Source organism: Bacteroidetes Order II. bacterium (assembly GCA_016788705.1).
In the GTDB taxonomy this organism is placed as follows: domain Bacteria; phylum Bacteroidota; class Rhodothermia; order Rhodothermales; family UBA2364; genus UBA2364.
The window spans coordinates 155,294-168,801 of the sequence record JAEUSQ010000018.1 but is presented as its reverse complement, the minus strand read 5'-3'; the positions used below and the strand labels follow the sequence as shown (position 1 = coordinate 168,801).

The window sequence follows — 13,508 nt, the reverse complement described above, 5'->3', positions numbered from 1 at the left end:
ATGGGAAAAACAGATCGGCTTTTTTGGTTAGTGCTTTTGTTTGCACTTCAGCCCGTTTTCGGACAAGTTTCTGTTACCGATACGTTGTGGGTGGAGAAAGGCCTGCAATTCCGTCTAAAGCCTTTTATACAAAAAGAAACCTTTCAGCTATCGCTGGGGCAAGCGGTATTGGACTCAACGTGGTATGAACTCAATTTAAAGACTGGGTGGCTAAAACTGGTGAAAAAACCAACCTCAAACCAAGGCCAGCCATTAATTGCCCGATACCATGCCTTTCCATTAGACATTCCTATCCTCTATTTCCGTTATCTGCCCCCAGCATTCAAGCCCGATACAACCTTGCTCAGGGATGTAACAGCATATCGTTCCCCGGTTCCGCGAAGCAATAATCCATTTGAAGGCAGTCCATTGCAAAGGAATGGCTCTATCACGCGGGGTATTGTGGCTGGAAATCGCCGCGATGTCACGATTGAATCCGGATTTAAGATGCAATTGAACGGCGAGATTGCACCCGGTGTTCAGCTCAATGCTAGTCTGACGGATGAGAATACGCCGATTCAGCCAGAAGGGACTACACAACGCATTAGTGATGTGGACCGAATAGTGATTGCACTCAAGAGTCGGTATGGGCTTTTGAACCTTGGAGATTTTGATTTGTCTATGACAAGGGCCGATTTTGCGCGAATAAACAGAAAGTTACAAGGCTTATCCGCACAAGTAAATTATTCACCTTCCACCGGGATATTGGGCGAACAATATGTACAACTTGCTGCGGCTACGTCTCGAGGCATTTATCACAGTTTATCTTTTAGTGGTCAGGAGGGTGTTCAAGGGCCATATCGGCTCTATGGGAAGCAAGGAGAGTCGTTTATTATCGTCATTGCAGGGTCTGAACGGGTTTTTTTAGATGGTAAAATATTAGAGCGTGGATCAACCTTGGATTATATCATTGATTATGCGGCGGGGGAAATTATGTTCACTTCAAAGATTTTAATGACTTCTGTAAAAAGGGTGGTAGTAGAGTTTGAATATACCACCAATCGGTTTTCCCGAAGTTTGGTTGGTGCGGGTGCCGAGTCTGGCTTTTTGAAAGACCGTCATGCCCCTACAGGCCGTGTAAAGATTGGTATTCATGCTTTGCGGGAGGCCGATGCGGTTTCTTTTACCGAGGAACTTAATGTTTCGGAATTAGAATTGGAAGTCCTTAAAAATGCCGGCGACGACCCGGCAGCGGCGGCGGTTTCTGGCGCTTCATTGGTTCCCTACGACCCGCTTGCCGGCTATACTTTCTATGTTAAACGGGATACGGTGGTGGCGGGCGTTGTTTTACCATTTTTCAGCGTGCTCAAAACCTTAGAAGAGGCCGGTGAGGTCTATCGTGTTCGGTTTACGTCGGTGGAACAGGGAAAGGGGGATTATATTCGTGTGGGGGAAGCCACCAATGGCCTCACCTACCGGTTTGTTGGGCCGGGAAAAGGAAATTACGTCTCTATGCGGTTGTTGCCGAGGCCGCAGGAAAAAGCATTGGTGGCGGTTAGGGGCCAGATAATGGTGGTACCTGGATTGACCATGATGGCGGAGTGGGCACAGTCTAAACAAGATTTAAATCGTTTATCGCAAATAAATGATGAAGACAATAGCAGCCAGGCTGCACAGTTTGGTGTTCGCCTTAAACCATTAAAACTTGCAAAATGGGCCATTTCGGGTCAAGGTCATTATCGCTATACTGGAGCAACCTTTGAAGCCTTTGACCGCATACAGCGGGTGGAGTTTGCCAGGTATTGGAACCTCGGAGAATCTACGGGTGGCATTGGGTCGGGCTTTAAAGGTTTTGCGGAAAATAACCAAGAAGTGGAGGTGGGGATTGACTATGGAGCGCATCACCGTCTGGCACTTTCAGCAGGTTCTATCCATTTTTCGGATATATTCCGAGCAGGGCGGGTGTCTGGGCACATACATATGGCCCAACCCGGATTACCTGATGTCGTGTATATGATCGAACAGATCAACAGCCAAATGCTTCAAAATGGCCTTAGTGTAGATTCTGGATGGCTCCGTCAGAAAGGGCTTGTCAAAATGTCTCCTCGAAAATCGTCTTTGACTCCCTCCATTGCCTTCGAAGGCGAGCATAAAACTCTTATTACCGAAGCGTTCTTACAGAAAGGGTCTTTTTCATTTTATGACCTCCAGCCTGCGATTGGCTTTGGGAACAAGCGATTATCGGGCACGATCGGTATGGAAATCCGTCATGAAAAAAAAGTATTTGAGGCATCCATGTTGCCCGAACACAAGGCCCTCACAGGAAAAGCATCTGCCCAGTTTAATCCAGTGAATTGGCTTAGTGGCGAAACAATATTGGGGTTTCGTCAAAAAAAATATTCAGAATGGGCCAAAGCGGCGGAATCCTCTCAAAACGCTTCTTCGCTTCTTCTAAAAGGGAATATACGAGTTTCGCCATTTAAACGTGCATTCGAGGTGCAAGGATTCTACGAGGCAAATACAGAAAAATCTCCTATTTTACAAGAGATCTTCCGGGAGGTTCTCCCAGGCCAAGGCGCATATGTTTGGACAGATGTAAATAAAGATGGCTTGAGGCAGGTTGATGAATTCTTGCCAGCGGTCTCGGAAATTGAGGGAAATTATACCCGCTTATTAGTCCCTTCCGATGAATTAAAACCCGTAGCAAATGTAGAGGCACGTTTGCGCCTTGTCCTCGTCCCGCAACGCATTTTGGTTGCCCAGAACCATTGGCTTTATCGGCTGGTACGTGCAATCGAAACACAAAGCGTTGCAGATATGGTAGAAAAAACAGAAGAAACCGATTTGGGTAGGGTATATCGTTTGGCTCCAGCCGTTCTTCGCAATCCAGACAAAACCATTAATGGCCGATTACGGTTTTCGCAAGATGTACACTTTTGGAGGAATCATCCCACTTTTGGAGGAACCCTTCAATTCCTGAAGATGTCTGGCCTTTCGCGACTTGCCGCCGGGTTAGAAAACCGGATACAAGAACGATGGAATGCAGAAGCACGGTATAGCCCTCATAAAAACTGGAAATTCCGCATTACAGGAACCATAGAGCAGAACAGGCAAGAAAGTAAAACCTTTGTTAGCCGGAATTATGACATCAGGTCACGCATTTGGCATATGGAAACACAGTTTCAACCCTATCCGACTCAATTATTGACGATAGGCTTCACAAACGCAAGTAAAAGCGATCAGTTTTCTGATACTCCTAAAAATGCAGCAATTTTGCGTTTTCCGTTGGCTATTCGTTTGGCGAAAGCGGGCAAACTGCAGTGGAATGGCCAGATTGAATTTTCGAATATTCGCCTGAATGGGTCAGCCGAAGGGCTTGCGGGCTATGAATTGACAGATGGTCGTGGCGCCGGACGGAATTGGCTTTGGGGTTCCAGTTTACAATACAATGTGTCTCGTTTGCTTCGGGCATCGGTCTATTATGATGGCAGAACGGCCAGCGATGCGCCGACACTCCATAATGTACGGGCCCAGATAAATGCAACATTTTAATGCTTATCTATTACGTATCCATTGCCATATTTCGCTTTCTTCTGGATCGTGCAGTGGTTGTATAAATTCACCCCCACGCTTTTTTAAGACCCGAACCGAAGCATTTTCTTCCGCCAGTGTATGAGCCATGATCTTGTTCACTTCTTTGTAGGAGAAGGCATGTTGAATCAAGGCATCGGCAAACTCGGTTGCCATCCCCAAATTACGGTAAGCGGGAACCACTTCATCCCCAATTTCCTCGATGCATTCGTTACTGGGAGCGCCTTTAAATCCACCATTCACAACCAAAGACTTTTCGGTACGGTGGACAGCCATCCTAAGGCTTCTTGTGGATGTTTTACAAGTCTGTCATGGATAAAAAACAGGGGTTCTGCTCCAAATTCGGTCCAGTTTTAAGGGACATCGGCTGCAATCTTACGGGTAAGATGCGCATGACCTTGTTGTGCGGCTTCTATCACCCCAATGTCGCACGGAAAGATATTAAGTCGCGGGGTTAGGATGTGGCGCATAAGGTTAGGTGGAATGAAGTGCAGATAAAAATGTAATTTGGGCCAAATGGTGGTCATCGTGTTCGGCCACAAAATAAGCTAGATCAATAATGCGCATTGGCGTACCTAGTCTGGGGTGCCGTGCGGTTTTGTTGAGAGCTGGCGCTGTGCAATTCTGAAGCCAATCGGTCATTTTGTATCGTTCTTGGGCAAAGTCCTCACTTAATTCGAGGATGCTGATTCCAGAAAGATCGGCTTCATGGGTTGCCCGATTGGATAAATCCGCCGAGATCAGATATTCTTCTCCATGTGCAATTTGTTGTAGGCGTGTGAACCAGAGGGTTTCTAATAACATTAAATGCGCCACTTCTTGCTTGATACTCCATCCACCAACAAAGGGGTTTTTATCAACATCTTTCAAACGCTTTACTTTATCGTTCAATCGGATAGGGGTTCCATCCAAGCGTTCAATAACCCCCGGAAGCAGGCCATTGTCTTGAATAGGGCTGAATATACGATCGAACCAATTGGTTTTTTTAAGCATCTTTTTTATGATAAATACGATTTAAGATTTTGAAATGATAGGAATTAAAACAAAAGCCGCCTCGTGATAAAGGAAGCGGCTTTTGCTTAGTAATGAACAGGCATTAGAACCGAACGTTCAGGTTGGCTTGTAAGGTGGTGCCGTTAAATCCGAACTGGTTCACTTCCCACGGATACTTAAAGCGTCCGCCAAGATCGGTGACCACATCTCCTTTGTTGTCAATGGTATCTGGATACACATTTAACAAGTTGGCAATGGTAACACCCAATCCCACTTTTTTGGAGAAGCGATAATTGGCGACCAGGTCTGTAATCACTTTTGCACCAAAGGTTTGGTCTTTCTTAGGATCACTATCATGCTGCCAAGTGACTTCACCAAAACGGGTATTGTTTAAAGAAATGGTGGCTTTGTTGAGCGTATAGTCCAATGCCAAGGTAAATTTGTCCCGTGGGCGTGCCGAAGTAATACGGGCTTGTTCTTTACGGTTAAACAAAACCGCTCCAGATTGTTTGATGGCGGCTGGGGTTTCTGGTTCTCCCTCCAAAACCGTTTTGTTGACGTTTCCGGAAAGGGTGACATCCAAATATCCACTACCTACTCCCAAACCTGCATAACTAACAACAGCATCTACCCCTGATGTTTTGGTATTTAAGGCATTGATAAAGAACTTAATAGACGTAACATCATACGTTTTAAGCACTTTTCCTACAGGGGAGTTGGGATCACTTGAGTTAATTTCTCCAGAGAATAAGACACGGTCGTTTACGACAATGTTGTAATAGTCAAAAGTAGCCGTCAAGCCTGTTATAGGTTTTAGGGCCACCCCAGCGGTAATGTTAAAGGCTTCTTCTTGTTTGAGTTTTGGTACACCCAAAGCACGGAGAACCGGACTGGTATTGGCAAAGGTTCCTTGATTGGAAACAGTACCTCCAGAGACGAGGGTTTGAATGTTGCGGGTATGAATTTGGTGCAAGGAGGGCGCACGGAAACCCGTACTGGCCGAGGCACGAATGACCATTTTATCATCAAATAACTTATACCGTGTCTGGGCTTTCCAGTTAATTGTATTGCCAAAGTCTGTGTAATGCTCATAACGGAGCGCACCGCCAATTAAGAAGTCTTTTGTCACATCTGCGGTTGCATCGGCATAAAAACCAATATTATAACGACGGGCGTTTACTGCATCGGCAGGCTTAAGCCCAGGGAAAGATATGGTTCCCCCGCCGACGTAAGATTCCAATTGTCCTTCACGAGCGATGAAGTTTTCCAAACGGAATTCCGAACCAAACGAGAGGTTTATTTTGCCAATGCTACGGGATACATCCAAATTATTGACGATATGGCTAAAAGCATTGCCACCCGTATTAAAAGAAGTAGGACTACTCGCGCCAAGGTCGTCGTTTTTACTGTTATTGACGGTATAATCTGCTTTGTTACTGCCCATGCTGGAACTTAAATCATAGCTCCATTCTGCTTTTTTGCCCCGTACCCCCATCACCAAGGTGTTATCCAAAATGTCTGTTTCGAAGCTTGGTTGGAAGCCTTCATAAGTGGTTCCGGCAGTATGCAATAAATTAAACGGATCACTTTTCCAATAGGGCGGGCGATACAAGGCATAGCTGGTGCCTTTGCGGAGAATGGTTCCTCCCATTGCATAGACTTCTGCTTCCCCTACGGGTAGCGTCGCATTAAAAAATATGTTGCTGGAGGTCATATTGGGTTGGCCTACCCGCATCCCAAGATCAGGGTGTTTCGATAGCCACGATCCAAACGTTGGGTCATTGGCGGGTACACCAAAAAGGTCATCTTTTCCAGGGGTTCCGGCACGATTGGTTTCTTGTTGGTCCGAAAATCCGGTCGTAAAGTTTACAAACCCTTTGGTTCCGATCCGGAAACCTGTATTGGCGGAAAAACCAGCCGTAAGGCCATCTCCTTCGGTGGTCATACCCGAAAAGAAATTAAGATCCGTATATTCCACTTCGTCGTTTAGGATAATGTTAACCACCCCAGCGATGGCATCGGAACCATATTGCGCCGAAGCTCCGTCACGGAGGATTTCAACACGTTTGATGGCCGCAGATGGAATACTCTTCATGTCCACGCCCACTTCTCCTTTTCCAGGCGTATCATTTAGATAGAGCAAAGCAGAAGGATTTTTTCGCTTACCATTGACCAAGACCAAGGTACGGGAGGGGCCTAAGCCGCGAAGATCTGCCGGATCAAAATGTGCCGTTGCATCCGAAATGGTTTGTTGGGTGGAATTGTACGCTGGAACTTTGTACATTAATTGCTTGTCGAACTGCAACTGTCCGGAATTCATCAAGTCCTGTGCCCGAATATTGTCTATGGGCGCAGGGGAGTCGGTTTGGGTTCGTGGAAAAAAACGACTCCCGACAATGATAAGTTCGTCGGATTGATTTACCGTTTCCGAAAGCCTAACGTTCAGGGGCTGCTCGTCGTTGACCGTAACGTCTTTGGTCTCGTAGCCCACAAAACGGAATTGTAGGGTTACGGGCAATTTAGAAACCTTTAGCGAGAACTTGCCTGAAGTACTGGTTGTGGTTCCACCGGTTGTTCCAAGAACCAGAATATTGACGCCGGGTAGAGGGGTTCCGGAGTCCGCATCGGTTACTTGACCAGACAGATTTACCTGTGCAGAGGCGGTCGCAAAGCCTGCAAAAAGGCAAACCAGTATGAGTCCTATACGGTTTAGCATAAATGTTTGGAGTTTGGGAGGTTATGGTTAAATTGCAAGGTAGCGGATAGTACGACATTGCCCCGTCATAAATCAAGATGATGAATGTCTTGATTTGCCTGTTTTTTTATTTTCCATATATAAAACTGTCCGTATTTACAAGAAACCAAAGTCCAATTTGATTTTCTGTTAGAAATAGGAGGTCCAAAATGAAACATGCAAAAAAACAGATGTTACATTTCTTATGGGTATTGATGGTTCTATTTATCCACCCAAGCCTTTTTTCCCAACAAACCGGTTCGCTTCTGCTGCATAATGCACGCATTTATACCGTAAATACCAAACAACCCGAAACGGAAGCGATGTTGATTCGTGGCGGCAAAGTGGTTGTCGTTGGGAAATCGGCGGATCTTATCCATCGGTTCCCCAAAATAAAACGGGTGGATGCAAAAGGGAAAACCGTTATTCCTGGTCTTATTGATGCACATGCACATCTAATGGGGCTTGGCGAAAGCCTGATGTCAGCAAATTTGGTTGCTACTCAATCAAAATCAGAAATCATTCAACGGCTACAGGCATTTGCAGCACAACAAACGGAAGGGGAGTGGATTCTCGGCAGGGGATGGGACCAAAACGACTGGCCGGACAAGCAATTCCCAACGGCACAAGATTTGGATGAGGCTTTTCCCAATCGTCCTGTTTGGTTGGTACGAATTGATGGTCATGCAGGTTGGACGAATACCGCAGCGTTGCGCCGCTTGGCAGAGGATCCCGCCAAACTGCTTGAACCGGAGGGGGGTAAAATATACCGTGATCAAAAAGGAGGACCAACGGGCATATTTATTGATAATGCAATGGCGTTGGTGGAGAGGCGCATCCCACAACCCACCGAAGCCATGTTGAACCGCGCCCTGCAAATGGCCATTCAGAACTGTATTTCGCTGGGGCTAACGGGGATCCATGATGCCGGAACTTCTGTCGAGACACTCAATCGGTATAAAAAAGCCATTGACCGGAATCAATTTGATTTAAGGGTCTATGCAATGGCCGATGGCCCACTTGCGGCTTTTGAGTTCCTCCTCCGAAAGGGAGCGGTCATGAATTATGGGCATAAACTAACCATGCGTTCGGTGAAAATGTACATGGATGGCGCTTTGGGAAGCCGAGGTGCTGCCATGTTAACCGATTATAGTGATGATGCCGGAAATCGTGGGCTTTTGCTTACACAGGAAAACTACTTTAGGGAAGTCGTCGAGAAGGCGGTGCGGGCTGGTATTCAGGTAAATACCCATGCAATCGGAGACCGCGCCAACCGTATTGTTTTGGAGGTGTATGAGGCCATTCAAAAACAATACCCTAGGAAAGAATGGCGTAACCGTGTGGAACACGCGCAAATTGTTGCATTATCCGATATTCCGCGTTTTTCAAAAAATGGGATCATTGCTTCCATGCAGCCCACCCATGCTACCAGTGATATGCCCTGGGCACAAGATCGTGTGGGCCCAGAACGGATCCAAGGAGGGTACGTATGGCAAGCACTTTTAAAATCCAAAGCCAAACTTGCATTAGGTTCAGACTTTCCTGTTGAATTGGTGAATCCTATGCTTGGCTTTTATGCCGCCATAACCCGACAAGACGCCGAGGGCAACCCCTTACAAGGGTGGTTTCCGGATCAAAAACTCAGCCGAATGGAAGCCTTACGCGGGTTTACCTTGGATGCGGCTTATGCTGCTTTTCAGGAAAACGTGTTGGGGTCGTTGGAAGCGGGTAAATGGGCGGATTTTGTGATTCTGGATCGCGACATCATGACGGTCTCTCCCAAAGAAGTCTTGGAAACCAAAGTCTTGGAAACGTGGATTGCCGGCAGAAGGGTCTATGCAGCCAAATAAAAACATTTCCCAAAAGAGCATTAAGATGAAAATGACCTTCTTTTTGTGGGTTTTGATGTGTACAATACCTTGGGTAACATCGCAGCCGCTACAATTTCGCGGTGCTACCCAAACACAACGGATGGAACAAGAGCGTATTTTACGGGACGAAGCCATCCGAAAAACATTTATAGGCACATTAACCTCGGAAACCGCACCGGACTGGGAAACCGCATTTTGGGCCATGGAACTGATGCAAGTGAAAGATTCTTTTGCACTTGGGTCTGTGCGACGTGCTTTTGCTGTTTTCTGGGAACAATCCCCCTCTTTTCAACGGGCCTGGATGGAAGTGGTTTTTACGTTATTCCATTTTCAGTTTAAAAAGGAAATGGAAGAAGTGGCGAGAAAATCAGAACACCCTAAATTGTTTGCAATGGCCGTTCTTTATCTGGTACGAATAAATCCGGAGTTGGGGCAGCATTACCTTTCAATTACAAAAAACAGGTACAAAAACGCAGCGGAAAACCCCATATTAAACATGTTGTTGTATCAATTGGCGGGAAAGACTAAGCCCATTTCAACACCGGAGAAAGAGTGGGGGAAGCTGCTTTCTCACCCATTTTTGGCGGGTGAGACCATCATTTTTAGTTTTCAACGATACAACCGAGATTACCCCGGAAGAACCATCATCCGAAAAGCGGATGGATCATTTGTCAGAGATAGTGTAGGTTCGTTGTTTAGTATTCCACATCTTGCCAGAGCGGTCACAAATTTACCCGGCTACCTGACGAATGGAAATTCACCGCAGGGCATTTTACGTTGGGAGGGCATCTCGAATACAGAAAATTCCTTCATTGGCCCCTCTGAAGTGTTGCCTTTGTATTTGCCTTTTGAGATTGCCGAAAACCGATTCTTGCCCTTAAAACAGGATACTACCAAGAGCCTTGCTTTACACGACTATTTGTCTCTTTGGCCTGATTCATGGCGCAATCGCCCAGCCATCACCGAAGCTTATTGGGCAGGGAAAGCCGGACGATTTGAAATATGGGCACATGGAACCACCATCAATCCTGAATTTTACCCCAATACCCCTTTCTATCCCAATACCCCTTCTTTGGGCTGTTTAACCGCTTCTGAATTATGGTCTCCTGAAACTGGTAAATTGGCAAGGAGTGACCAGAGGCCATTTGTTCAACAACTTAAAAAATTAGGCACTAGCACAGGTTTTTTTGTTCTCGTTGAAGTGGATGACCAACAAAAACCCATGGATGAAAAGGAAATAAACAAATGGGTTCAACTGGCCGAGAAATACCTCAAGCCTTGAACGGCCATTATTTGAAAAACAAGACATCGTTGGGGCGGATACTGCCACGGTCAACAACTAAACGTTGCATCGAAATATAGTTAGGGTCAGACACCGAGGCCGATGCAGGAATTTGCGAGGAAACGTCTTGAAACCGATTTTGAACATATTGACTCAGTTCTAAAGCCGTAATAATATTGTCTCGGTTTAAATCCGCACGAGCTTCTTTTACCCCTTCGGCAAATAAATAGGAGAGGTAGCCTCCAGCCCGGAATTGAGAAGCTACATTGGATTCTAAGTCTTCTTCCGAAGAGAAAAGCCCCATTCTGTTAGGACGCGATATGATGTCTTTTGCGAATCCACCGCTAAAACAGGCATCAATAACGATAATTTGTGTTTTGGATGGAATCATACCCAATAAAACATCCAATTCATCGTCCAATACCGTTCCGTCATATAGCTCCAGTGTTTCATCAAAGCCATCGGGATCTTGGGATTGAAAGGAATGGCGCTTTACGCGAAAACCATGACCAGAAAAAAATAAGATAAATACATCATTAGCCGTCATTTCCTTTGAAAACTGATACATCGCTCGCTGGAAATTGGACTCTGTTGCCTGGCGATCGGTGAGAACTAAGCCATGAGAGGGTAACATACCAAGCCCGGTTAGCATCGCCTGACGTACCACGTGGGCATCTTGCGCTGTATAGGATAAATTGGGCGCACGGCCATTATAATCGCTAATTCCAATAAATAACCCAAAAACGCGCCCTGAGGAAGGGGGGGTGGATGCTACCCGGGTTTCTTGTTGCACAGAAGCAATACTCACTTCCGAACGAATCTGGTCACCCATTTTTTTTGTGAAAACAACAGAATAACCACCTGTTTTTCTTGGGAGATACGACGAAATCGTGACTTTGTATTCACCAGATTCCGGTAAGGAAAGGCGTAGTTGAGAATGGCTTTTCGAGCCTGCCGCATCGTCGTTGTCCACAAATCTTCCAGAGGGCGATGTTAGGGTGAGATAGGTATCAAACGCAGAAGAATAAAGGTCCAGCTGAATCTCTTCGCTGACTTCTCCGGTAAAGCGATAATAATCTGCAAAAGCACCATTTTGTAAGCGGCTATCAAGGTTGTTTAATACCCCTTGAAGGGCTTCTCCTGAACGAAGTTGATCCCATCCAGATTGTGCAAACACAACTTCTGTGGGACGTGTAATGGAAATCACTACAAGTAGTGCCAAAAACAACGAATGCAGACCGTTTTTATACATGGTATTTTCCTGTACTGATGAACAAAATCCGCTTATAATATGGCAGGCTGTCTTGCAGTCATGTTTCACTAATTCGACGATAGTATGCAAACCCTCGACGAAAACCTTTTTAGTTCCTTTGAACCTACCACAACCCAGGCGTGGGAAGCACAAATTTTGGCGGCACTGAAAGGGGCTGACTATGAAAAAAAACTTGTCACAACCACTTCAGACGGACTGAGGAGAAAACCTTTTTATAGGGCGGAAGATTTGCCCTCTTGGATGCACAATGGGGACGCTGGTTTAGTTAAAGGCAAAGGTCGTTCCAAAACGGCAAAAATTCGGCAAGATTTTTTCATTACAGACCCGATTAAGTCGAATACACAACTGCTGACTGCTTTAAAAGAAGACGTGGAAGAGATTGGTTTGTGGTTTCCAACTTCTCCTACGCCCGATGCCCTTGTGAAATTACTCGAAGGGGTATGGATTGATGCCTTGCCTTTGCATTTAGGGCTTTCAGAAACCATACCCTTAGAAACTGCCATAGAAACACTTGGATATGTACCAGAACAGTTGAAAGGCACGTGGCTGGGTAAGACCTTGGAAGACTTTCCATTCCCAAACCTGAAAACCGCAAAGTTGGACGGATTAACGGCCAGAGAACGAGGTGCTACCCCCGTTTTTGAACTGGCCATCCTAATTGGAGGCCTGAGCGACGCCTTGGCATCGCAGGTAGTACCAGAGAACCTATTTATTCATACAGGTATCGGATCGGATTATTTTTCCGAAATTGCCAAATTGCGGGCACTAATGCAGCTTGTTCCTATGCTGTTTGATGCGTATCAAGTTCCGGAGTTTGCGATTTCGGTAACAGCTTTCTCGCTAAAACGCAACAAAACCACCCGCGACCGCCATACAAACCTCTTGCGTATGACAACCGAGTGTATGTCGGCTATTTTTGGTGGTGTAGATGCGATTTCGCTTCCACGATTTGACTTCTTTGATCCAGAAGGAAGCGACTTGTCTTTACGCCTTTCCCGAAATATCCAACATATCCTGCGGCACGAATCGCACCTAAATCGGGTACAAGACCCCGCTGCCGGCTCCTATTATATCGAATGGCTCACTCATTCCTTGGCCGAAAAAGCGTGGGGCTTGTTTCAGGAAATGGAAGCAGGGGGCGGCTTGGCAAAATCAAGCGAAATGGTAGAAAACTGGATTCAAAAAGCAGACGAGTCGGAAAAATCTGCCACATCTTCCGGTAAACGGGTTCTTCTCGGAACCAATACTTTCCCGAATCTGATCGAAAAATGGCCTACTCAAGCGGCTGATTCCTATGCCTTGAGCGCAGATTTGGATGAACTCCGGAAAAAAGCCATCGAGGAAAACAAACGTCCAACGTGTACATTGATTCGGTTTGGGTCTTCTGCCATGGCAACGGCTCGGGGTGTTTTTGCTGGAAATATGGTAGGATGCGGCCCCTTTGAGGTGATCGAAAGCCCGTTGCTTGATGATAAAACAGCAGCCCTCGGATATGTGGCAAATGCACAAACCGATGTTGTAGTGCTTTGTAGTACAGATGAGCAATACGATGAATTGACGGTAGATGACCTGAACAACCTGAAATCAGCAACAAAACGGGTCATTATTGCAGGGAAAAGTGCCCAAGAAGCTCTATTCTTAGAACAAGGAATTGAGTTCCTCCGCATGGGACGAGGCGGAGTACCCGAGGGCCTTGTTCCGTCTGAGTCTGGTACAAAGTCTCTTAACTTGACGGCTGCCATTGCCCATTGGTATGCTTCCTGCTAACCCGAAAAAAAACAATAA

8 protein-coding genes are annotated in these 13,508 nt (G+C 46.1%); 4 read left to right on the top strand and 4 right to left on the bottom strand.

The window, feature by feature from the left end; genetic code table 11:
* The gene (locus tag JNN12_04515; GenBank protein ID MBL7977582.1) at nt 1-3,531 is read left to right on the top strand and encodes a hypothetical protein; all 3,531 of its coding nucleotides are present in this window, start codon (nt 1-3) and stop codon (nt 3,529-3,531) included.
* A gap of 3 nt (nt 3,532-3,534) precedes the next feature.
* Here the strand turns inward: JNN12_04515 and JNN12_04510 are convergent, their stop codons facing one another.
* The 3 genes from JNN12_04510 to JNN12_04500 all read right to left on the bottom strand — a co-directional run bounded on the left by JNN12_04510 (nt 3,535) and on the right by JNN12_04500 (nt 7,279).
* A complete protein-coding gene (locus JNN12_04510; protein MBL7977581.1) occupies nt 3,535-3,846 on the bottom strand; it encodes a GNAT family N-acetyltransferase in 312 nt (103 codons plus the stop codon).
* Nucleotides 3,847-4,044: 198 nt separating this feature from the next.
* Entirely contained in the window at nt 4,045-4,563 is a 519-nt protein-coding gene (locus tag JNN12_04505; protein MBL7977580.1) for a DinB family protein, read from the bottom strand.
* Between the two features lie 103 nt (nt 4,564-4,666).
* On the bottom strand, nt 4,667-7,279 hold the full coding sequence (locus JNN12_04500; protein ID MBL7977579.1) for a TonB-dependent receptor: 2,613 nt from the start codon (nt 7,277-7,279) through the stop codon (nt 4,667-4,669).
* A gap of 233 nt (nt 7,280-7,512) precedes the next feature.
* Here JNN12_04500 and JNN12_04495 point away from each other — a divergent pair, with 233 nt between their 5' ends.
* Both JNN12_04495 and JNN12_04490 read left to right on the top strand, forming a co-directional pair.
* Nucleotides 7,513-9,147: an amidohydrolase gene (locus JNN12_04495; GenBank protein ID MBL7977578.1), complete on the top strand. Its 1,635-nt coding sequence runs from the start codon at nt 7,513-7,515 to the stop codon at nt 9,145-9,147.
* A gap of 25 nt (nt 9,148-9,172) precedes the next feature.
* The gene (locus JNN12_04490) at nt 9,173-10,450 is read left to right on the top strand and encodes a hypothetical protein (protein ID MBL7977577.1); all 1,278 of its coding nucleotides are present in this window, start codon (nt 9,173-9,175) and stop codon (nt 10,448-10,450) included.
* Nucleotides 10,451-10,457: 7 nt separating this feature from the next.
* On the opposite strand, the gene JNN12_04485 is transcribed toward JNN12_04490, so the two are convergent.
* On the bottom strand, nt 10,458-11,702 hold the full coding sequence (locus JNN12_04485) for a caspase family protein (GenBank protein MBL7977576.1): 1,245 nt from the start codon (nt 11,700-11,702) through the stop codon (nt 10,458-10,460).
* A gap of 84 nt (nt 11,703-11,786) precedes the next feature.
* Here JNN12_04485 and JNN12_04480 point away from each other — a divergent pair, with 84 nt between their 5' ends.
* On the top strand, nt 11,787-13,490 hold the full coding sequence (locus JNN12_04480) for a hypothetical protein (protein MBL7977575.1): 1,704 nt from the start codon (nt 11,787-11,789) through the stop codon (nt 13,488-13,490).
* Nucleotides 13,491-13,508 lie beyond the last annotated feature (18 nt).